The organism is Pacificoceanicola onchidii, from assembly GCF_004804335.1.
Lineage (GTDB): Bacteria > Pseudomonadota > Alphaproteobacteria > Rhodobacterales > Rhodobacteraceae > Pacificoceanicola > Pacificoceanicola onchidii.
The window spans coordinates 968,698-988,899 of record NZ_SRXY01000001.1; the positions used below are offsets into that span (position 1 = coordinate 968,698).

Genomic DNA, 20,202 nt, shown 5'->3' on the forward strand with positions numbered 1-20,202 from the left:
CAAGTGGAGATAACGAAACCGTGAGCTTTGTGGGAATTCTGGATTTGATTAACAAAAATCCCCAGATATGATATTTATCACGATGTGATGGATTTATCAGACAAACGCGCCCGCGCCGCCCTTCTCCGGACCCGTCTGACGGAGGCCATGATACAGGCTGGCACCAATCAGACCGCCCTCGCGCGCGATATCCGCGTGGACCGGTCCACGATTTCGCAGGTTCTGAAGGACGACGGCGCGCGCCTTCCCAATGCGCATCTGGTCGCGGCCTGTGCCGAGACGCTCGGCGTTTCCTGTGACTGGTTGTTGGGCCTGTCGGATCGTCCCGAAAGCGCCGAGGACCTGCTTGCAACCGCCATGAGCGTCTCGGAAGCGCCCCGCGCGCTGATCGACGAGACCATCTTCGGCTGGCATCGGGAGGCCGAGGGGTACAAGATCCGTCATGTACCGGCCGGATTGCCGGACATGCTCAAGACACGCGCCACACTCGAATGGGAGTACGGCCCTCATCTGGGCCGCACGACCCAGCAGGCGATCAACGCCGCCAGCGACCGGATCGAATGGATGCGGATCTCCCGTTCAGATTATGAAATCGCTATGCCACTCTACGAAATCGAGAGCTTTGCCAAAGGCTCGGGGTACTACGAAGGCCTGGGCAAAGAGACCCGCCGGGCGCAGCTGGATCACCTGATCGATCTGACCGAGAGCCTCTACCCACGGCTGCGTCTCTGCCTGTTCGATGCGCGACGGCTCTATTCCGCGCCGATCACTGTCTTCGGCCCGCTGCTCTCTGTACTGTATCTGGGTCAGACCTACTTAGCGTTTCGCGACACAAACCGCATTGCCGCGTTCACCGACCACTTTGACCACCTTGTCAAAGAAGCCAGCGTCACGTCCCGCGCCATGCCGGATCACCTGCGCACCCTTCAGCGCTTCGCCTGATCGTCCTCTTCCGGTTCCTTTGGCTCCGGCTCCCGGAACCGCGCCATGAGCCGCCCCACCACAAAGGAGGTGCGCGGTGCATAAACATAGGCTGTACGCTCTTCGGATACCGGACGCGCGCGCATCCGGATTACGCCAAACACAACCAGTATCGCATGCCCCACGGCGATCATGGCAAACAGGGCGGGCGGGCCGTAGTTCTCGATCAGGGCCGAGGCCACCCACGGCGCTGCGATGGCCCCAACCGCATACCAGAACATCAGTGCTGCCGAGAGCTCGACCCTCTCATGGGAGGCCGCGAAGTCATGCGCGTGGGCTGCGGAGACCGAATAAATCGGGAAAGTCGTCAGTCCGAAAATCACCGCCGTCAACATGATCCCGACCGTGGGCAAGCCCTGCACCGTCGCGGTCAGAACGCAGCTCACGATAGCGGCGACCGACAGCCAGATCAGCACAAGACGGCGATCATATTTGTCCGCCAGCCATCCCACCGGCATTTGCGCAATCGCTCCGCCCGCAACGAAGGCCGCGAGAAACACGGCGATCTGCGCATTGGCAAGCCCAACCCCGGTGCCATAGAGCGGGCCCACCATGCGGAAACTCGCGCTGGACAGAGCCGCGACAAGCACACCTGCGACGGCCAGAGGCGAACGGTGCCACGCGAGGCCGGGGACAAGGCGCGGGGCCTCCGGCACCTCTGGCTGGTTCAGACGGGTCAGTGTCAGCGGCAGCAGTGCGGCAGAGCAGACAAGAGCAAGCAGGGTGTAGGCGCTGTAGTGGGCTGGCTCCAGAACGGAGATCAGCAGCTGCGCCACCAGCGACGCTCCCATGTCGGCGACGCGGTAGGCTCCCATCGCCCGCCCGCGCGTTTCATTGGTCACTTTTGCCTGCAGCCAAGCCTCAACCACCGTGAAACACCCGGCGATACACATCCCCTGCCCGACCCGGAGCGCGGCCCAGACATAGGGGTCGTGCGACAGGGTATGGCCGAGGATCCCGATGGTTCCCAAGGCAGTAAAGGCCGCAAACCCGCGCGAGTGTCCGACGCTGCCCATCAGACGCGGCGCCCACCAGCACCCCACGAAGAACCCGAGGAAATGCGCCGAACCCAGCAGACCGATCTGCGTGTTGGAGAAGCCCAGCACAAAGCCGGACAAGGCATCAAGCGGGCCCAGACCACCGGAGGAGAGCTGCAACAGGATGACAGACAGGAACAGGGCGGCGAAAGAGACGATGAGGCGCATGAAGGCACACAATCAGACAAAGGGTACGGTGTCACGGCAGGATACGACGGCCCATGTCGTTTTGTCCCTTTCAGCTTTGTTTAACCATGATCTGTCAGTCTGCAGGGCATGGCTCAATACAGACGCATGCGGGTGCCGGGCGGCACGATCTTCTTTTCACTCTACCTCGCACGGGTGGGCGCGGACCTTCTGACGCGCGAGGTAAACACGCTGCGATGGGCGGTGGGTTTGACCCTTGGGGAGCGTCCCGTAACGGTCCTGTCCTGGGTTGTTCTGCCGGACCGGATGCACGCGATCTGGCGCATGCCGGAGGGCGATTCCGACTATTCCACCCGTTGGGGCGCAATCAAGGGCCGGTTCAGCCGTGCTCTGCGGGAGGCGGGCCAGAGCCCCGCCCTACGGGAGCCGCAGCGCGGAGATGCAGGTGTCTGGCAGCGGCGATTCTGGGAGCACCATATCCGCGGCTCGGAAGACCTGCGCGTCCACTTGGAATACTGCCGTCTCGCCCCTGTTGAAGCCGGTCTTGTCGAGCGGGCAGAGGACTGGCCGTTCTCACATGTGCAGCGGCAAAAAGCGCAGCGCTTGCTTGCCGATCAGGCCGCGTCGCGCCGGGTTGGGTGAACCGGCCGAGATTGCAACACCCGGTCATCCCTCGGCACCAACACTCTGTAGGGCGGGGCTTTGCCCCGCACCCCCTTCAAGTCCCGCACCATCGCTCCACCAGCCCTTCGGCGGCAACATCCGCGCGCGCAGCCGTTCCAACCGCCACAACCGCCGCGCTGGGGCATGTGCAGGCGCAAGACTCCAGCGCGTCTCGATCCCCGCAGCACCGCCTTCGCCCGGTGTTAGCAAAAGGCCAAGCGGCTGGCACAGCCCGCCCCCAGCGCCCCTCTCCGCCGCAAGGTGCAGCCGCCGCACCGGCGTCATGCCCGGCGGCTCGGGCATCTCCGCCACCACCAGCGGCACGCAGCCCGCGCGCAGCACCTCTTCCATGCACCACAAAAGATCCGCAACGCTGCCGGGGGTGATGAAGGTCACCCGCCCCGGCTCCACCATCTCCGACATGCCATCCGGGTTCACCCCATAGGCCCCGCCCATGCCCCCCGCCCCGGCATGGGGCAGCGACAGCCAGAACACCTCCCCCCGCACTTCCCGCGCCAGCCACAGCGCCAGCGTCCGCCGCGCCCGCCCACAAATCTCGTGCACCCGCGCATAGGGCAGGCGCACCTCGTCCCAGAGCGTCAGCGCGGGCGGCGGACGGTGCGGACGGCGGGACAGGAGCGGATCAACAGGCTTCATGCCAAGCAAGATACATGTTCTCTTTTTGTTCTTAAAGAGATTCGGCACCCTCCGGCCTTGGCATCCCCTGAAACACGACTATGTTGGCGCAAACGCCTACGACAGGAACCCGTCATGAAAATGAACCCGCTCGGCCGCACCGGCATCACCGTCTCCGAGCTCTGCCTCGGCACAATGACCTTTGGACGCCACACAGCCGAGGCCGAGGCCCATCGCCAGATGGACATGGCGCTTGATGCGGGCATCACCATGCTCGACTGCGCCGAAATGTACCCGGTCAACCCGATCGAAGCCGAGACCATCGGTGACAGCGAACGCGTTCTGGGCAGCTGGTTCGAAAAGACCGGGCGCCGCAAGGAGTACGTGCTGGCCACCAAGATCTCCGGCGCGGGCATGAGACATGTGCGCGACGGCGCGCCGATCTCCGGCGATCTGATCCCGCAGACGGTTGAGGCTTCGCTCAAAAGGCTCAAGACCGACTACATCGACCTCTACCAGCTGCACTGGCCGAACCGGGGCAGCTACATGTTCCGCCAGAACTGGCGCTACGATCCGTCCTCCCAAAACCGCGAAGACACGCTGCAACATATGCATGACGTGCTTGGCGCCATGGGACGCGAAGTGGAAAAGGGGCGTGTGCGCGCCTTTGGCCTCTCCAACGAGAGCGCGTGGGGCACGGCCATGTGGCTGAAGGTTGCAGAAGAGACCGGAGGGCCGCGCGTTGCCTCGATTCAGAACGAGTATTCGCTGCTGTGCCGTCTCGCCGATACAGATCTCGCCGAGCTTATGGTCAACGAAGATGTGGGCCTCCTGCCGTTCTCGCCCCTTGGGACCGGTTTTCTCACCGGCAAATACCAGAATGGTGCCGTGCCAGAAGGTTCGCGCATGTCGGTCTCCCCGGAGATGGGCGGGCGCACATCGGAGCGGGTGTTTGACGCCGTCGATGCCTATCTGAAGATTGCCCGCGATTTTGACGTTGACCCGGCCCACATGGCGCTCGCCTGGTCCGCGCGACGGCCCTTTGTTGCCTCTTCGATCTTTGGCGCGACTCATGAGGATCAGCTCAAACACCTGCTCGGTGCCACCGAGCTGACGCTGACCCCGGAGATGCTGGACGCCATCGACACCGCGCACAAGGCGCACCCGATGCCATACTGATCGCGACCACAGGCCCGAGGGGCCTGCGCTCCACCGCGCGGTGCTGTAACCTGCCGTTCATCCCTGCGCGGCACTTTCACCAACGGTACCAACTGAAACTTCGGATTGATCCGCGCGGTCCTCACCAAACCGTTGCGGGCAGCCCCAAAGGGGGATGTTCGATCTGATCAGACGAATAAGCTGGGATTGAACACCCCGGCCGTGAAAATCCGTATCTTGGCGGCCGCCCTTTTCAGGCTTCTACAGAACAAACGCTCCAACCCGTTCGGCAACCCAGCTGCGGCGGGCGCAACCTCATGCGCAAATCCCTGTGGCCCTTGCCGCCGCCATGCGCTAATCACCGCGCAAACCGTACAAGAGGTGCGCCATGGCCAGACATCTGATTACTTCCGCCATTCCCTACATCAACGGGATCAAGCACCTTGGCAATCTTGTCGGGAGCCAGCTTCCTGCCGACCTCTACGCCCGTTACCAGCGCGCACGCGGACACGAAGTCCTATATCTTTGCGCCACCGATGAACACGGCACCCCTGCAGAGCTTGCTGCCGCCAAGGCAGGCAAGCCCGTCGCGGACTACTGCGCCGAAATGTGGGAAGTCCAGGCCAGAATCGCCGAAGGTTTCCGCCTGTCGTTCGATCACTTTGGCCGGTCTTCCTCGGAGCAGAATCGCAAGCTGACCCAGCATTTCGCCGCCCGTCTCGATGATGAGGGGCTGATACGCGAGACCTCGGAAACGCAGATGTATTCCCATGCGGATGGCCGTTTCCTGCCGGATCGCTATATCGAAGGCACCTGCCCGAACTGCGGGTTTGAGGACGCGCGCGGCGATCAATGCGACAACTGCGGCAAGCTGCTGGACCCGGTTGACCTGATCAATCCGCATTCCACCATTTCCGGCTCCACCGACCTGGAGATGCGCGAAACCAAACACCTCTACCTGCGCCAATCGGCCATGAAAGACCGGCTCGAAGAGTGGATCGACACCCGCGAAGGCTGGCCCGTGCTGACCACCTCGATTGCCAAGAAGTGGCTGAACGACGGTGACGGCCTGCAGGACCGCGGCATCACCCGCGATCTCGATTGGGGTGTGCCGGTGATGAAAGGCGATCAGCCGTGGCCGGGGATGGAAGGCAAGGTCTTCTATGTCTGGTTCGACGCGCCGATTGAATACATCGCCTGCTCGCAGGAATGGGTCGACGCTGGCAAAGGCGACGATTGGGAACGCTGGTGGCGTACCGACAAAGGCGCGGACGACGTGCGCTACACCCAGTTCATGGGCAAAGACAACGTGCCGTTCCACACGCTTTCCTTCCCGGTAACAATCCTCGGGTCGAACGAGCCGTGGAAGCTGGTCGATTACATCAAGTCGTTCAACTACCTGAACTACGACGGCGGCCAGTTCAGCACCTCGCGCGGGCGTGGTGTCTTCATGGATCAGGCGCTGGAAATCTTGCCTGCGGACTACTGGCGCTGGTGGCTGCTGTCTCATGCGCCGGAATCCTCGGATTCCGAGTTCACATGGGAAAATTTCCAATCCTCCGTGAACAAAGACCTTGCTGACGTTCTGGGCAACTTCGCCTCTCGCGTCACGAAATTCTGCCGCTCCAAGTTCTCCGAAGCCGTCCCGGCGGGGGGCAGCTATGGCGCGGCGGAGGAGAAGCTGATCGCAGATCTGACCGCCAAGATCCGCGAATACGAAGGCCACATGGAAGCCATCGAAGTGCGCAAGGCCGCAAGCGCCCTGCGCGCGGCCTGGGTGCTCGGCAACGAGTACCTGCAAGAGGTTGCGCCCTGGACCACCTTCAAGACGGACCCGGATCAGGCAGCAGCCCAGATCCGCCTCGCCCTGAACCTGATCCGCCTCTACGCGGTGATCTCCGCGCCGTTCATCCCCGACGCCTCGGCGCAATTGCGCGAAGCCATGATGTCCGACGTGACCGACTGGCCCGAAGACGTGGCCGCAGCATTGGGCGTGATGAAAGAGGGGGACGCATTCGCCGTGCCAGAGGTGACGTTCCGCAAGATCACCGATGCTGAGCGCGAAGACTGGCAGGAACGGTTTGCCGGTACTCGGACCTGAGTGCGTCCTTTCTTCGCCCCAGGATCAAAGCCAGAACCCGCAGCCTGAATTGCCTGCGCCGCCATTTGGCGCGGCTGCGGATGCGCGCCTTGATGATCTCCTGTTCCGTTTGTTTTGCGTCTGCCGCTTTTAGCGGTTGGATCAGCATGGGCATGGTCATCGTATTTCATTCCTGAAAACTGAAGGATCGGAAGATCTGCACCCTACCCAGCAACCAAGCTTGAAAATACTGACAGCCTGCGCAACCCTGCTTTCATGAATGAAAGTGAAATGAGCCTCGACGATCTTGCCCTTCTGCTGCTTGTCGCCGAAGGCGGATCGCTGACGGAGGCCGCAAAAGCCAGCGGCGTGCCGCTCCCGACGCTGTCACGGCGTATGGGAAAACTTGAGACGGCCAGCGGCAAGGTTCTGTTCCTGCGGGGCCGCGCAGGGTATGCGCTCAGCGACGAAGGGCGCGCACTTGCGCGGGAGGTGGCCGACCTTGCCGCCATCCGGCGCAAGGTGTCCCGCTGGCAAACCGCCGAAACCGGGCCGCGCCGCGTGCGGATCACCGCAGGCTTCTGGACATCCCGCCTTCTTGCCAACACCCTGAAACCGGATCCGGACAAAGGCTGGCTGCCCGAGTTCGTTCCGTCAAACGCGCCCCTGGACCTCGCTCGCCGGGAGGCCGACATCGGCATCCGCAACAAACCAGCCGACCATCCGTGGTTGGCGCGCCAGCGCATCCGCAGGATCGATTACGCGGTTTACGGGCAACCCGGATCGGCGGAGCAGTACGTCACTCTGCCCGACGATGTGCCGCTGCCGCCATCGCAGCGCTGGGTCCACCAACACCACGCCACGCGCATCGCCACCACCGCCCGTGACACGCGCCTGTGCCTTGATCTCGCGCTCTCCGGCTTCGGTCGCATCGTCCTACCGACATTTGTGGGCAGAACGGAGCGCGGGCTGACGCAACTCGAAGGGCCGATCGACGGTCTGAGCCATGACGAATGGCTGGTGAGCCACAACGAGGCGCGCAACGATCCCCCTATTCGTGCCGCGCTGGACGCTGTGAACTCGGTTCTGGACCGCTCTGCCGCGCTCAGGCCACGCGGGCACTGACCACCGCTTGATCGGCAGGACGCAGCGCCACTTCGTGCTCTTCCTTGGAAAAGCGCAACTGGGCCAGCATGTCCTGAACTTCTGCTGCACAACCGCTCATGACCTGCGTGGCCGCCGTGGTTTCTTCGACCATGGCGTTGTTGTGCTGCGTGATCTGGTCGATCTGGGCAATGGACGTGTTCACCTCGACCACGGCGCGCGATTGCTCCTTTGCGCCAGAGGCCACCATCGCGGTCAAGTCGGACACCTTGCTGAATCGCTCCATGATTTGAGAGAAGGCCTGGGCCACGTTTTCGGCCAGTTTCGCGCCGGATTCGATCTCATCCACGCTTTCGTTGATCAGTTTCTTGATCTCTCCCGCTGCTTCGGCCGTGCTTGTCGCCAAAGTGCGGACCTCATTCGCCACAACGGCAAACCCGCGCCCGGCATTCCCGGCGCGCGCGGCTTCGACCCCGGCGTTCAAGGCCAGCAGATTGGTCTGGAAGGATACGTCGTCAATCACTCCGATAATCTGGGAAATGCGGTCAGACGACGCTTGGATACGTGTCATCGCATCGCTGGTGTCGCGGATCAGGCTGATCCCGTCTTCCAACTCCTGTTGCGCTTCTTCCGCGACCGTCTTGGCGCTGTCCGTGGCGGTTGTCGCTTCACGGACGCTGTTGGACAACTCTTCCATCGCCGCGGCGGTTTCTTCCAGCGCGGAGGCCTGATTTTCCGTCCGGCGAGCCAGATCGTCAATTCCGCCTCCAATGTCGATTGCCGATGACGCAAGATCCGTGGTCCGCGATCCGATCCGGCGCAGCGTTCCGGACAGGTTGCCCACGGCAGAGTTCAAGTGCTCCCGCACATCGCTGAAGCTTTCTGGAAAACCATCGGGTGACGGCGCTGGAATGCGGTGGGTCAAATCCCCGTTCGCCATCGTTCCGATGGCTGTGTCGAGATAGGAAAACGCGCGCGCCTGCTCTTCTTGGACGAGCCGCTCGTAAACCTCGATCACCTGCGCCATATCCATCGTAAAGGCGCGGTTCGCGGCGCTGATCTGCGCCCGGGCTCTCGCGGAAATCCCGAACCGTCCGCTGCTTTTTTGCACGACAACATCCAGAATATCCGAAGCCGCCCGCGCATAGGCCGACATGTAAGTGTGGATAGGCAGTTTGATGCGCGCATGCGTGGCGCCAATCCGGTTCACAGAGGCAAAATACGCGTCGTCAAACGTGCCTGCAAACAGCTGCAACCAGTGGATTTTCTGGGCCGCGCGCGCTCTTGCCATTTGCTCGGGCCCGCTGAAAAACGAACTGGCCTCCGCATTTTTCTGCGCCCTGTCGTAGAACGACGTCAACACATCATCGATGTGGTCTTCGACAATCCCAGCAACGCGGCGAAGCGCCTCCCCGTTTTCGCCATCAAGCGCGTACTGCCGGATAATGCCCTCTGGTTTCATGGTCATGGAATAACTTTCACCGCAGCCCAAAATTCCCGAGCAACCTAGCCAAGAGAGGTTTGACGTTCGGTGTATTCCAGGCTCCAAATTTTAGAACAATTGACAGTTTGCCGTGGCGTTGATACGCCGCGCGCCTCATCGAAGGGGACAGAAGATGGCACGCAAGCGCAAAGGTCGCGACATTTCCGGGTGGCTGGTGATCGACAAACCGGCGGGCATGACCTCGACTGCGGTCGTCAACAAGGTTCGCTGGGCGCTTGAAGCCAAAAAAGCCGGACATGCCGGGACGTTAGACCCCGAAGCAACGGGTGTTTTGGCGGTTGCCCTAGGGGAAGCCACGAAAACCGTGCCCTATATCACCGACGCGCTCAAGGCCTATCGCTTTGTTGTCCGGTTGGGCCAGTCCACAAACACCGACGATGCCGAAGGCGAACTCCTCGCGCAAAGTGATACGCGGCCCGGCGATGATGAGATCAAGGAATGTCTGAACAATTTTATCGGTGACATCATGCAGGTGCCGCCACAGTTTTCAGCTGTCAAAATTGACGGGGAGCGCGCCTACAAACGCGCCCGTGATGGCGAGACGATGGAGATCGCTGCGCGTCCCCTTTTCGTTGACGAACTGATCATGACAGACCGGCCCGACGCGGATCACGTCGAGCTGGAAATGGTATGTGGCAAAGGCGGTTACGTACGTTCCATCGCCCGTGATCTGGGCGAAGCTCTGGGCTGTCACGGCCACGTTCTGCATCTGCGTCGCATCTGGTCCGGTCCGTTTGAGGCCGAAGACGGGCTAAGCATCGAAGACATCGACAGGATGGCCAAAACGCCGGAGCTCGACACCCACCTGCGCCCGCTCGAAGAGGGGCTGGCGGACCTGCCCGAGGTCAAGGCAACGGCGGAAGGCATGGCGCGCCTGCGCAACGGCAACCCTGGCATGGTGCTGGCATCGGATCTGGAATACGGCGACGAAGCCTGGGCCTCTTTCGAAGGCCAGGCTGTTGCTGTCGGTACGCTGCGCGGCGGTGAGCTGCACCCAAGCCGGGTATTCGTCGCGCCTTAAGCCAGCATCTTGAGCCAGCGCTGCAGGGCGTCCAGCGATTCCGCCTCATCGAGGAACGGAATGTGCCCGCGATCCGGCACTTCCGTGGCGATCATGTCAGGGCGGCGCTTGCGCATTTCGGCAAAGCACTCTGAAGACAGCAAGTCGGAATTCGCGCCACGAATGGCACAGAGTGGCAGACCGGCGAGCGCATCAAACAGAGGCCAGAGGTCCGGCGCAGGCTGAGCGCCGCCGCCCAGCACCGCATCGCGAAGTTTCGGATCATAGGTGATCCGCAAGCCGGCGGGGCTTTCGCGGTAGAGCATGCGGGCCTCTTCGAGCCAACGCCCTTCGGGCATGTTCTGAAATGCGGTCATGGCCTTTTGCCGGGCTTCGGCAGCTTCTTCGTAGGTTTTCCAGGGCGGCTCTTTGCCAAGATACCCCTTGATCACCTCCAGCCCTGTATCGGCGATCTCCGGCCCGATGTCGTTCAGCGCCACGCCCAACAGACGGTCCTTCGCCGTCGCAGCCAGCACCATGGCGATCAGCCCGCCGCGCGAGGTGCCCAGTACGGCGGCCTTTTCGATCCCGAGATGATCCAGCAATTCCAGCGCGTCGCGGCCTTCGATCGGGATCTGATAGGTCTCATGTGGTGCCCAGTCGGACTCGCCGCGTCCGCGATAGTCCATACGGACCAACCGCACGCCGTCCAGATGCGGCGCAACATAGTCGAAATCATGCACATCCCGCGTCAGCCCGGCGAGACACAGGACCGGGAGACCCTCGCCTTCATCCAGATAGTTCAGCGCAACACCATCAGAAGCAAAGAAACGCGGCATCAGACAAGCTCCGGGATAGTTGTGAGATCAGGCAAGACATGGGTCGGCTTGGCCATCAGGCGGTCCATGGGCAAACCCATGCGATTGACCCAAACGGTGTTGAATCCATAGGACGCGGCCCCTGCGGCGTCCCAGCCGTTGGACGAGCAGAACAGCACCTCGTCCGGTTTGCAGCCAAAGCGCGCGCCGACCATGTCGTAGACCGCGCGGGCGGGCTTGAAGATACCCACGTCCTCTACCGAGAGCACATCGTCCAGGTAGAGGCCAATGCCGGAGTGATCGACAGCACCCTCGAGCATGTCGGGGCTGCCGTTGGACAGGATTGCGCAGGACAGCCCCTTGGCCTTGAGCGTGGCGAGCATCATCGGCACTTCGCGGTAGGCGGCCAGCTCCCAGTAGAGCGCAAGCAACAGTTCTCGCAGTTCAGGATCGTCCAGACCGGCTTTCTCCATCGACCAATCCAGCCCGTCCTGCGTCACTTGCCAGAACGAGACGTAATCGCCAGTAACAGCGCGCAACCAGCTGTATTCCAACTGCTTTGCCCGCCAATCTGCGGCCAGTGTCGGCCAAACTTCGGCCAGCTTGCCCTGCCCCGGCTGCTCCGCGGCGGTGCGGGCAGCGGCAGTGACGTCGAACAATGTGCCGTAGGCATCGAAAATGCAGACCTTGATCGTCATACACGCGCTCCTCTTCGTGTCGGTGCGAGAGTGACACAGCGGAAGCGGATGGAAAACACGATCCCTGCTTTTTCTTGGTGCAAAGACTCAATCCGGTCCGGCAGGCCCTGCGGCCCGCCATTCAGCTCTGCCGGTGCGGGGCAAACAGGGCTGCGCCGCCGAGCAGCAGGCCAGAGACCGTGGCAATCATGCCAGCGGCCGAGACGGAATCCGAAGCCCCGAGCCAAAGCGGGCCGTAGCCTGCCAGAACATAGCCAAGCACTGCCGACAGGGCCGCGAAGAACAGGGACCAGACCACCTGATGCCCGAGCCGGTTGGTCATGAGCCGCGCGGTGGCAGGCGGGCAGATGAACATGGCAATCACGATGATCGAGCCAACCGCGTCAAAAGCCGCAACAGCGGCCAGCGCGGCCATGGCGACGATGCCAAGCCCGATCATCCCGGTCGGCAAGCCGAGCGAGCGGGCGAACCCTTCGTCGAAAGTCGAAAGCGCCATGGGACGCCAGAACAGGAGCGTAAGGACCGCGATGCCTGCAAAGGTGATCACCATGCGCAAAAGCTCGGGCGGCAGAAGCACAAGCGCCTGCCAGTCCACGAGCGAGGCCCACCCCACAGCATCCAGCCAGATCAGGCTTTCGAGATTGCCATAGAGCGCGTGCTCTACGTCGAGATGAACCGAAGAGGTATCGCTCTGCTCCAGCAACAACACGCCCGCCGCGAACATGGCGGTAAAGACCACACCCATCGCCGCCCCCGGCTCGACCTTGCCATAGCGCCGGACCGCTTCGATCAGCAAGACCGAGATCAGAGCGGCCCCTGCCGCGCCGATCATCATTGGAATGGCGGCGATCACACCGGTGACGAGGAAAGCCACCACGATTCCCGGAAGCACCACGTGGCTGATGGCGTCACCGATCAGCGCCTGCCTGCGCAGCAACAGGAAGTTCCCCGGCAGCGCACAGGCCATGGCGGCAAAGACGCCGATGACCAAGGGCGGCAGCGACAGGGCAACAAATTCAAATCCCATCGACGCGCCCCCGCATCCGCGCGTGGCGGATCATGCCCGCGATCACGCCGCGCCCTGGCGCGAAGAACATCGACACGGTGAACAGTGCCGTGGCCACAAGCACGATGATCGGCCCGGTTGGCAGGCTTGGGGCGGTGGCCGAAAGCGCCGCGCCAACGTGACCGGAGACAGCGCCAAACACACCTGAGAGCAGGACAACCCGCACGGCATTGTCAGACCAGAAGCGTGCGGCTGCGGCGGGAATGATCAGCAGGGCGACAATCAGGATCAACCCAACGATCTTCAGCCCCACAACCGTGACGGCCAGCACCAGCGTCATCAGCGCTAGATCAAGCCGGTGCGTGTTGATCCCCTGCACCTCGGCAAAGCCTTCGTCGAAAGCGGTCAGCAGAAGCGGTCTGCGCAGCAACCAGACCACCGCGAGCACCAGAACCCCGCCAATGGCTATCACGATCGCATCATTGCGCAGCATCCCGGCGGTGGAGCCAAGCAGAAAACCGTCCAGCCCCGCCTGCCGCCCGCTCTGCATGCTCTGGATCACGGTCATCAGGACAATGCCAAAGCCGAAGAACACCGACAGGACCGCGCCGATGGCTGCGTCTTCGCGCAGCCGGGTGCGGCGGGTGAGCCAGCTGACCACCAAAAGCCCAATCCAGGCCGACAGCGCGGATCCAAGCATGAGAACGGGCAATGTCCTGCCGTCCCCGCCAAGCGCGACCATTGCGAGAAAAGCAAGGGCCAGCCCCGGCAAAGTGGCGTGGCTCACCGCATCTGACACAAGCGAGCGTTTGCGGAAGTAGAGGAACGCGCCGACAACACCCGCCGCCAGACCAAGCGCCGACGCCCCCAGCGCCACCAGAGCGGCGTTGTACCCGAGTTGCAGGGTCAAGGCGTCAAACAGCATGTCAGTCGCTCAAGCGAACGCGCCCGCCATAGGCCGCGTCGAGCGTTGTTTGTGTGAAGGCCTCGACAACCGGCCCCTCGGCGACGCGATGCCGGTTGATGACAAAGACATGGTCAAAGTATTGCGCCACCGTCGACAGATCATGATGCACCGCAACCACCGTGCGCCCCTCGTCCCGCAGGGATTTCAATACAGCGATGATGGCCGCTTCCGTCGCCGCGTCGACCCCGGCAAAAGGTTCGTCCAGCAGATACAGATCCGCCCCCTGCGCCAATGCGCGGGCGAGGAAGACCCGCTGTTGTTGCCCGCCGGACAACTGACCGATCTGGCGTTCGGCGAAGTCCTGCATGCCAACCCGTTCCAGACAGGCCATGGCAGCCTGTTTGTGCCGAGCACTGAGGCGGCGGAAGAGCCCAAGTTCCTGATAGAGTCCCATCAAGACCACGTCGATTACCCGGGTCGGAAAGTCCCAGTCGACACTGGCGCGCTGCGGGACATAGGCAATGCGGCGACGGCTTTGCGCAAGAGGGGCATCCCAGAAACGCGCCGCCCCGGCCAGCGGTCTGACAATGCCCAGCGCCGCCTTGAGCAACGTCGATTTTCCCGCCCCATTCGGGCCGATAATGGCCGTCATGCTGCCCGCCGATACGGTCATGTCGACGTCCTGAACAACGGCTTCGGCGTCATAGGCCACGGTCAACCCGCGTACGACAAACGGGCTGCCCGCAAGAGTTGCCTCGGTCATGGACGCCTCATAGGCCATATCGCGCGGGCTCATGGATCAGCCGCCCGCCTTGAGTTTGCCTGCCATGCCGCCCGGCGGCACATCTGCCCCCAAGGCCCCGGCAAGGGTGGTGATGTTGTGATCAAACATGCCAAGGTACGTGCCCTCGTAGGTGCCCGGCTCGCCCATGGCGTCCGAGAACAGCTCGCCGCCGATCTTGACCTCATGACCCTGCGCCGCCGCGCCTTCGATCAGCGCCCGGATGTTGCGATCGGAAACGGAGCTTTCCACAAAGACGGCCTTGATGTTGCGGGACACGAGCAAATCGACCATCTCGCCGATCCGCTGCAACCCGGCTTCGGATTCCGTTGAAATGCCCTGAATCCCCATCACTTCGAAACCATACTCCTGGCCAAAGTAGCCAAACGCGTCATGCGCCGAAATCAGCACCCGCGCCGCATCCGGCACTTTGCCAAGCTGCTCAAGCGCATAGCCATGTAGCCCGTCAAGCTCGGCCATGTAAGCGTCTGCATTTGCGGTGAAGACCTGGGCCGACTCCGGGCGTTGCGCGATCAGCGCATCGCGCGTGGCCATGACAGCGGATTTCCACAGCAAAGGCGCCATCCAGATGTGCGGATCCGACCGGCCTTCGTAGTCCTCATGCGCGCGCTGCCGGGCCTTCGGCAGAGCCTCGGCCACGGCCACAACAGGCACGCGGGACGCCAGACCTTCGAGGAATTCTTCAAGCTGCGCTTCGAGGTAGAGACCGTTGTAAAGAACCAGGTCAGCCCGTGCCATGGCCGCGATGTCAGACCGTGTCTGGCGGTAGCCGTGGGGATCGGTCCCGGGACCCATAAGAGCACGCACCTCGGCCTGATCCCCGGCAATCGCGCGTGCGGCATCCGCAATCATACCGGTGGTCGCAATGACATTGAGCATCCCGGCGGCCCAAACAGGTTTTGCGAGCAGCGGGCTGGCGACAAGGCCGGCAAGCACATGGCGGCGACTCAAAGTCATGAAAACTCTCCTTTTACGGATCTATATGCGAGTCATTCTCAAGAGGTCAATGCATTTGCGACTTATTCGCATGTAAAACTGTGAACTGCCGCAAGACTGCGCAAAACCGCTGTACAGTCCGAGGCGGGCCTGCGATGACAGGTGCTCGTTTTTTGTCTGCCCTCAAAGGCCACCCGCCATGCAACCCACCCCGCTTTTCAGCCTGTTTGCGGTCTTCATCATGATCTGGCTCGGCGCACAGCAATGGCGGCGCAACCGGTTGAAACGCGCCGTTCGCGATTTGCCGACGCGTCTGCAACGGCAGGTGGGGCCAGAACCGGACTACCTTCCTCCAGAGGGCGAAATCCCCGAGGACCTCGCTGATTATGTCGCGCTGCATCGAAAAACCACACGTATTCAGCGCGGCGCATGGCTTGTGGCGCTGGCCTGGCTTGCTTATGTGGGCTTTCTCTACGTGCAGCGGGAGTTTGCCTGACACCGCCCCGAGCCCGGCGGGCCATCGTTGAGATTGAGCACCTTTGGTGCTATCGTGAGAAAACCCGGCGCCGGGGCCATTTGCGGCGCGATTGTAAGGAGGACATTGTCCTGACTCCGAATGCAGGTACGGCTGATGCCGCGAAACCCGGTTCCGCATTGAAAGCGGGCGCCCGGATCGAAGTGACCAGCGAAGATGTGCTGGCCGCAGTCATGCAAAGTCTCGATGAAAACAAGGCCGAAGAGATCGTGCAGATTGACCTGCGCGGCAAGACCTCCGTGTGTGACCACATGGTGATCTGCTCTGGCCGGTCATCGCGGCAAGTGACTGCAATTGCCGAGAAACTGCTGGACGTTCTCAAATCGAACTGCGGTGTGCTTGCCAAGATCGAAGGCAAGGAAACCGGCGATTGGGTCCTGATCGACAGCGGCGACGTTCTGGTTCACATCTTCCGCCCGGAAGTGCGCGAGTTCTACCAACTCGAAAAGATGTGGGTGCCGATGTCCAAGGGGGCAGCGCCGGGCGGCGCGTGACCCGCTGATGCGCATCCATCTTTGCGTGGTGGGCCGTCTCCGCAAGGGGCCGGAACGCGACCTGATCGACGACTACATCAAACGATTCGACCGAACCGGGCGGGCGCTCAGCCTCGGCCCGGTTTCTGTTCATGAAGTAGATGACCGCAAGGGCGGCGGCATGGCCGGCGAGGCGGCGCTGTTGCGGCGCGCCCTGCCCGAGGGCGCCACGCTTTGCTGCCTCGATGAGCGCGGCGCGCTGATGACGTCACCGGAGTTTGCCACTTGGATGGGCCGCGTGCGCGACGACGGCGCGAGCGATCTGGCGTTTGTGATTGGCGGCGCAGACGGGATTGACCCGAGCCTGCGGGCTGAGGCGGACATGAGCCTGTCGTTTGGCAAGATGGTCTGGCCCCACATGCTGGTTCGGGTGATGCTGACAGAACAGCTCTACCGCGCCGCCTCCATCATGGCCGGAAGCCCCTACCACCGGGCGTAAACGCCCGTTTCCCTGAACAGATTTACCGAACGATCGGATCAATTGGACGTTGTGCAAACCCGATGCGGGCCTCCAATGCACGCGCGATTTGCAGAAGCCGCCCTTCGCCGCGCGGTTTGCCGATCAGCTGCACACCAACCGGCAAGCCGCTCTGTGTGAAGCCAAGCGGCAAAGACAGGGCAGGCAGGCTGCACAGGGTCGCCGGGAATGCAAAACACAGCCAGGACAGGTAATCTCGGGACGGGACCCCTGCCACCTCTGTGGGGTATTCGATCTCCTGCGGCAGCGGCGGCAAGCCGGTTACCGGACAGGCCAACACGTCGAACTCTGACAGGAAGTCCGCCATGTCCGTAAAGAGCCGCGTGCGGGTGATCAACGCGTCTGCAATATCTTCGGGGCGCAGCGCTGCGCCATCGGCGATGTTCTGTTTGAGCGCCGGTTTGTACTGGCGTGTGATGCGCTCCGGTGTCTGACGGGCACCGGCCCAGAAGCCCAACGCGCGCAGGGTCCGGAAACACGCTTCGGCACCGCGCAGAGGCGGCCTTGCGTCTTCCAGAGAGACCCCTTCGCCGGTCAGGGCCGAGAGGCCCGTACGCAAAATGTCTTCCATCTCCGAAGTCACCGGCGCCCAGCCGCCAAGATCCGCAGAAAACGCGATACGAATGTCGCCCGCCGGAGCGAGGCAGGCGCTGAGATAACTCTGCGCGGGCGCATGACTGGAGAGCGGGGCCGAGGGCGCGCTCCCGGCCATCACATCGAGGAACAACGCGCAATCGGCGACATCCCGGGCCATGGGGCCTTGTACCGGCAAGGTATCAAACGGATCTGAGCCGCCCGGAACGATACCCGGCGAAGGCCGCAGGCCGACAATGCCGCAGAAACTGGCCGGCGTGCGCAGGCTGCCGCCCAGATCCGAGCCATGGCTGAGCCATGTCTCGCCCACAGCCAGACTGGCCGCTGCGCCACCCGAAGAGCCGCCCGCGTTCATGCGGGCGTCCCAGGGGTTCACCGTGGCCCCGAACACCGGATTGAAGGTATTGGCCCCGGCCCCCATTTCCGGGGAGTTGGTCTTGCCCATGACCACGCCGCCGCGTGCCTCCAGCCGCTGCACCAGAGGATCGGATACCTTGGGGACAAATTCCGCAAGACCAGGTGTGCCCCATGTGGTGCGCACGCCAGCGACAGGGGTCAGATCCTTGATGCCAATCGGAAGCCCGGCCAGCGGGCTATCCCGATCCGCCGCCTTCGCGGCCTCCAGGGCGCGCTCCGCACAGAGCGTGACAGTGGCATTGATGGCCGGGGAGGTTTGTTCGATCCGGGCGAGGGACGCTTCGACAAGCTCGACCGGCGACACATCCCCGGATTTCAGCGCGTCAACTGCCTGACGAGCGCTCAGCCTGCAGAGGTCTGGGCCGGTGAAGCCGGTCTCAGGCGCAGTCGCCATCCGGCCCCGCACAGAACATCTCGTACAGAAGACCAATCACACGCGAGGTGTTTTCATCGGCGAGGGAATAGTAGATCGTTTTGCCGTCGCGCCGTGTCACCGCGAGGCCCTCTTCGCGCAGACGGGCCAGCATCTGGCTGACGGCGGCCTGGCGAATGCCCAGAAGCTCTTCAAGCTCACCCACGGATTTTTCACCCGAGCCAAGATGGCACAGGATCATCAGGCGACCCTCATGCGCCAGAGTTTTGAGAAACGCGGCGGCATCGGCGGCGTTCGAGGCCATTTCGCTGGGTGGTGCGGGCGGGTTCTGGACGTTCACGGCTTACATCTCGAATTGGCGTTTGAGGCAGTATACCAGCGCGATTCTCAAAAGGCGAGATCAGGGATCGCTGGCCGGGGCACCGCCCTGGAAATCGTTGCCTTCGGCGTAATTGCAGGGCGCATCCTGCATTTCGAGATGCAGGCCCGAGCCGGTGTAGGGATGCGCGCGGGCCAGCGCTTCGTCCACGTCGATGCCAAGGCCGGGGGCCTGCGGCGCGGGAACAAAACCTTCTTCCACACGAATGCTGCCTTTGATCAGGTCATCATGGAAATCGGTTTCAATGGTTTCGGCGATCAACAGATTGGGAATCGCCGTGGCCAGCTGGATATTGGCGGCCCACTCGATGGGGCCCGCGTACAGATGCGGAGCCATTTCGGCGTTGAAGCTTTCGGCGAGGGCCGCAAGTTTGCGGCACTCCCAGATGCCCCCGGCCCGTCCCAAGGCGGGCTGAAGGATCTTCGTCCCGCCGGACCGCAGGACCGTGGCAAACTCCGAACGGGTGGTCATCCGCTCCCCGGTGGCGACGGGAATGCGCACGGCACGGGCAACCTCGGCAAACTCCAGCAGGTTGTCTGGCGGGATCGGCTCTTCGAACCAGAGCGGGTTGTACGGCTCAAGCGCCTGTCCAAGCCGGATTGCGCCATGGGTGTTGAACTGGCCATGAGTGCCGAAGAGCAGGTCCGCCTTGTCGCCCACCGCTTCGCGGATGGCTTTGCAGAAAGCCACGGATTGCGTGATGTCAGACATGGCGGGCTGATGGCCCCCGCGCATGGTATAAGGGCCGGCGGGATCGAATTTGACGGCCGTGTAGCCCCGCGCAACGCAATCGGCGGCGGCCTCTGCCGCCTGGTCCGGGCTTGTCCAGAAATCCGTCAGATTGTGCTTTGGCAGCGGGTAAAGGTAGGTGTAGGCGCGGATACGCTCGTTCATCATGCCGCCAATGAGCGCCCAGACTGGCCGGTCGCGCTGCTTGCCGAGAATATCCCAGCAGGCGATCTCCAACCCGGAAAAAGCGCCCATGACGGTGAGGTCCGGGCGCTGTGTGAACCCGGAGGAATAGGTGCGGCGGAAGAGGCGCTCGATGTTCTCGGGGTTTTCGCCTTCGAAATACCTTTGGAACACGTCCCTGATCACCGCCTGCATGGCGTCCGGCCCGACGGAAGCGGCATAACACTCGCCCCAGCCAGTGATGCCGCAAGCCGTCGTGAGTTTGACGAGGATCCAATACCGCCCGCCCCAGCCCGGATGCGGCGGGGCGGTGACGATGATGTCGAGGTCTTGCAGCTTCATGTCAGGGCCTTTCGCAAACGGTTGGGGGCGAGTTTGGGGCGCTGCCCCGCCGCCTGCGGCGACTCCCCGGGATATTTTGAGCACAAAGAAACAGCCGGTAAGCCGCCCCCTGCGAAGTTTGAAAGGAGGGTGCGCCGGGGTTTTGTGCGTTGCAAGCCGGAA

The 20,202-nt window shown here is 62.7% G+C and carries 20 protein-coding genes and 1 pseudogene; 9 read left to right on the forward strand and 12 right to left on the reverse strand.

All coding sequences use genetic code 11. The features are described from left to right. The first annotated feature begins 87 nt into the window (after window positions 1–87). A complete protein-coding gene (locus tag E4662_RS04735) occupies window positions 88–942 on the forward strand; it encodes a helix-turn-helix domain-containing protein (protein ID WP_420819254.1) in 855 nt (284 codons plus the stop codon). On the opposite strand, the gene E4662_RS04740 is transcribed toward E4662_RS04735, so the two are convergent. Beyond that, window positions 927–2,186 carry an MFS transporter gene (locus E4662_RS04740; protein WP_136440090.1) on the reverse strand — a complete coding sequence of 420 codons (1,260 nt, stop codon included), beginning with the start codon at window positions 2,184–2,186 and terminating at the stop codon, window positions 927–929. The genes E4662_RS04735 and E4662_RS04740 overlap by 16 nt on opposite strands. Before the next feature lie 108 nt (window positions 2,187–2,294). On the opposite strand from E4662_RS04740, the gene E4662_RS04745 reads away from it, so the two are divergent. Beyond that, a complete protein-coding gene (locus tag E4662_RS04745; RefSeq protein WP_136440091.1) occupies window positions 2,295–2,807 on the forward strand; it encodes an REP-associated tyrosine transposase in 513 nt (170 codons plus the stop codon). 24 nt (window positions 2,808–2,831) lie between these two features. On the opposite strand, the gene E4662_RS04750 is transcribed toward E4662_RS04745, so the two are convergent. Further along, window positions 2,832–3,485, reverse strand: coding sequence for an ImuA family protein (locus E4662_RS04750; protein ID WP_136440092.1), 654 nt, complete (start codon window positions 3,483–3,485; stop codon window positions 2,832–2,834). 114 nt (window positions 3,486–3,599) lie between these two features. Here E4662_RS04750 and E4662_RS04755 point away from each other — a divergent pair, with 114 nt between their 5' ends. The 3 genes from E4662_RS04755 (at window position 3,600) to E4662_RS04765 (ending at window position 7,827) form a co-directional block, all read left to right on the forward strand. Then, complete coding sequence (locus E4662_RS04755) at window positions 3,600–4,643, forward strand: aldo/keto reductase (RefSeq protein WP_136440093.1); 1,044 nt, start codon at window positions 3,600–3,602, stop codon at window positions 4,641–4,643. Between the two features lie 367 nt (window positions 4,644–5,010). Further along, a complete protein-coding gene (gene metG / locus E4662_RS04760) occupies window positions 5,011–6,723 on the forward strand; it encodes a methionine--tRNA ligase (protein WP_136440094.1) in 1,713 nt (570 codons plus the stop codon). 270 nt (window positions 6,724–6,993) lie between these two features. Further along, entirely contained in the window at window positions 6,994–7,827 is an 834-nt protein-coding gene (locus E4662_RS04765) for a LysR family transcriptional regulator (RefSeq protein WP_240705118.1), read from the forward strand. Here E4662_RS04765 and E4662_RS04770 read toward each other — a convergent pair. Further along, entirely contained in the window at window positions 7,808–9,274 is a 1,467-nt protein-coding gene (locus E4662_RS04770; RefSeq protein WP_136440096.1) for a methyl-accepting chemotaxis protein, read from the reverse strand. The genes E4662_RS04765 and E4662_RS04770 overlap by 20 nt on opposite strands. A 148-nt stretch (window positions 9,275–9,422) precedes the next feature. Here E4662_RS04770 and truB point away from each other — a divergent pair, with 148 nt between their 5' ends. After that, on the forward strand, window positions 9,423–10,331 hold the full coding sequence (gene truB, locus E4662_RS04775) for a tRNA pseudouridine(55) synthase TruB (protein ID WP_136440097.1): 909 nt from the start codon (window positions 9,423–9,425) through the stop codon (window positions 10,329–10,331). On the opposite strand, the gene E4662_RS04780 is transcribed toward truB, so the two are convergent. The 6 genes and pseudogenes from E4662_RS04780 to E4662_RS04805 form a co-directional block, all read right to left on the reverse strand. Continuing rightward, the gene (locus E4662_RS04780; RefSeq protein ID WP_136440098.1) at window positions 10,328–11,149 is read right to left on the reverse strand and encodes an alpha/beta fold hydrolase; all 822 of its coding nucleotides are present in this window, start codon (window positions 11,147–11,149) and stop codon (window positions 10,328–10,330) included. The two genes, truB and E4662_RS04780, sit on opposite strands and share 4 nt — an antisense overlap. Further along, a complete protein-coding gene (locus tag E4662_RS04785; protein ID WP_136440099.1) occupies window positions 11,149–11,826 on the reverse strand; it encodes a haloacid dehalogenase type II in 678 nt (225 codons plus the stop codon). Before E4662_RS04785 ends, E4662_RS04780 begins: the two co-directional genes overlap by 1 nt. Before the next feature lie 121 nt (window positions 11,827–11,947). Continuing rightward, entirely contained in the window at window positions 11,948–12,853 is a 906-nt protein-coding gene (locus tag E4662_RS04790) for a metal ABC transporter permease (protein ID WP_136440100.1), read from the reverse strand. Between the two features lies 1 nt (window position 12,854). Then, window positions 12,855–13,757 (reverse strand): annotated as a pseudogene (locus E4662_RS04795) (metal ABC transporter permease); the annotation flags it as partial. 1 nt (window position 13,758) lies between these two features. Beyond that, entirely contained in the window at window positions 13,759–14,535 is a 777-nt protein-coding gene (locus E4662_RS04800; RefSeq protein WP_136440102.1) for a metal ABC transporter ATP-binding protein, read from the reverse strand. Between the two features lie 3 nt (window positions 14,536–14,538). Then, window positions 14,539–15,498: a metal ABC transporter solute-binding protein, Zn/Mn family gene (locus tag E4662_RS04805; RefSeq protein WP_136440103.1), complete on the reverse strand. Its 960-nt coding sequence runs from the start codon at window positions 15,496–15,498 to the stop codon at window positions 14,539–14,541. 178 nt (window positions 15,499–15,676) lie between these two features. Here E4662_RS04805 and E4662_RS04810 point away from each other — a divergent pair, with 178 nt between their 5' ends. The 3 genes from E4662_RS04810 (at window position 15,677) to rlmH (ending at window position 16,984) form a co-directional block, all read left to right on the forward strand. Further along, the gene (locus E4662_RS04810; RefSeq protein WP_136440104.1) at window positions 15,677–15,973 is read left to right on the forward strand and encodes a hypothetical protein; all 297 of its coding nucleotides are present in this window, start codon (window positions 15,677–15,679) and stop codon (window positions 15,971–15,973) included. Window positions 15,974–16,185: 212 nt separating this feature from the next. After that, a complete protein-coding gene (gene rsfS, locus E4662_RS24290) occupies window positions 16,186–16,506 on the forward strand; it encodes a ribosome silencing factor (RefSeq protein ID WP_240705127.1) in 321 nt (106 codons plus the stop codon). 7 nt (window positions 16,507–16,513) lie between these two features. After that, window positions 16,514–16,984 carry a 23S rRNA (pseudouridine(1915)-N(3))-methyltransferase RlmH gene (gene rlmH, locus E4662_RS04820; RefSeq protein ID WP_136440106.1) on the forward strand — a complete coding sequence of 157 codons (471 nt, stop codon included), beginning with the start codon at window positions 16,514–16,516 and terminating at the stop codon, window positions 16,982–16,984. A gap of 22 nt (window positions 16,985–17,006) precedes the next feature. Here rlmH and E4662_RS04825 read toward each other — a convergent pair whose 3' ends face one another. The 3 genes from E4662_RS04825 to E4662_RS04835 form a co-directional block, all read right to left on the reverse strand. Next, window positions 17,007–18,428, reverse strand: coding sequence for an amidase (locus E4662_RS04825; protein ID WP_136440107.1), 1,422 nt, complete (start codon window positions 18,426–18,428; stop codon window positions 17,007–17,009). After that, complete coding sequence (locus tag E4662_RS04830; protein WP_136440272.1) at window positions 18,412–18,711, reverse strand: ArsR/SmtB family transcription factor; 300 nt, start codon at window positions 18,709–18,711, stop codon at window positions 18,412–18,414. The genes E4662_RS04825 and E4662_RS04830 overlap by 17 nt, the downstream gene beginning before the upstream one ends. Before the next feature lie 96 nt (window positions 18,712–18,807). Then, window positions 18,808–20,040 (reverse strand): mandelate racemase/muconate lactonizing enzyme family protein, encoded by a 1,233-nt coding sequence (locus tag E4662_RS04835; protein ID WP_136440108.1) that lies wholly within the window; start codon window positions 20,038–20,040, stop codon window positions 18,808–18,810. Window positions 20,041–20,202 lie beyond the last annotated feature (162 nt).

Coding starts and splice junctions, on each gene's coding strand:
- E4662_RS04830 (WP_136440272.1), bottom strand. CDS start 18,711: ATGGCCTCGAACGCCGCCGATGCCGCCGCGTTTCTCAAAACTCTGGCG.
- rsfS (WP_240705127.1), top strand. CDS start 16,186: ATGCAAAGTCTCGATGAAAACAAGGCCGAAGAGATCGTGCAGATTGAC.
- E4662_RS04735 (WP_420819254.1), top strand. CDS start 88: ATGGATTTATCAGACAAACGCGCCCGCGCCGCCCTTCTCCGGACCCGT.
- E4662_RS04745 (WP_136440091.1), top strand. CDS start 2,295: ATGGCTCAATACAGACGCATGCGGGTGCCGGGCGGCACGATCTTCTTT.
- E4662_RS04740 (WP_136440090.1), bottom strand. CDS start 2,186: ATGCGCCTCATCGTCTCTTTCGCCGCCCTGTTCCTGTCTGTCATCCTG.
- E4662_RS04750 (WP_136440092.1), bottom strand. CDS start 3,485: ATGAAGCCTGTTGATCCGCTCCTGTCCCGCCGTCCGCACCGTCCGCCG.
- truB (WP_136440097.1), top strand. CDS start 9,423: ATGGCACGCAAGCGCAAAGGTCGCGACATTTCCGGGTGGCTGGTGATC.
- E4662_RS04835 (WP_136440108.1), bottom strand. CDS start 20,040: ATGAAGCTGCAAGACCTCGACATCATCGTCACCGCCCCGCCGCATCCG.
- rlmH (WP_136440106.1), top strand. CDS start 16,514: ATGCGCATCCATCTTTGCGTGGTGGGCCGTCTCCGCAAGGGGCCGGAA.
- E4662_RS04790 (WP_136440100.1), bottom strand. CDS start 12,853: ATGGGATTTGAATTTGTTGCCCTGTCGCTGCCGCCCTTGGTCATCGGC.
- E4662_RS04780 (WP_136440098.1), bottom strand. CDS start 11,149: ATGCCGCGTTTCTTTGCTTCTGATGGTGTTGCGCTGAACTATCTGGAT.
- E4662_RS04785 (WP_136440099.1), bottom strand. CDS start 11,826: ATGACGATCAAGGTCTGCATTTTCGATGCCTACGGCACATTGTTCGAC.
- E4662_RS04765 (WP_240705118.1), top strand. CDS start 6,994: ATGAGCCTCGACGATCTTGCCCTTCTGCTGCTTGTCGCCGAAGGCGGA.
- E4662_RS04810 (WP_136440104.1), top strand. CDS start 15,677: ATGCAACCCACCCCGCTTTTCAGCCTGTTTGCGGTCTTCATCATGATC.
- E4662_RS04770 (WP_136440096.1), bottom strand. CDS start 9,274: ATGACCATGAAACCAGAGGGCATTATCCGGCAGTACGCGCTTGATGGC.
- E4662_RS04800 (WP_136440102.1), bottom strand. CDS start 14,535: ATGAGCCCGCGCGATATGGCCTATGAGGCGTCCATGACCGAGGCAACT.
- E4662_RS04805 (WP_136440103.1), bottom strand. CDS start 15,498: ATGACTTTGAGTCGCCGCCATGTGCTTGCCGGCCTTGTCGCCAGCCCG.
- metG (WP_136440094.1), top strand. CDS start 5,011: ATGGCCAGACATCTGATTACTTCCGCCATTCCCTACATCAACGGGATC.
- E4662_RS04755 (WP_136440093.1), top strand. CDS start 3,600: ATGAAAATGAACCCGCTCGGCCGCACCGGCATCACCGTCTCCGAGCTC.
- E4662_RS04825 (WP_136440107.1), bottom strand. CDS start 18,428: ATGGCGACTGCGCCTGAGACCGGCTTCACCGGCCCAGACCTCTGCAGG.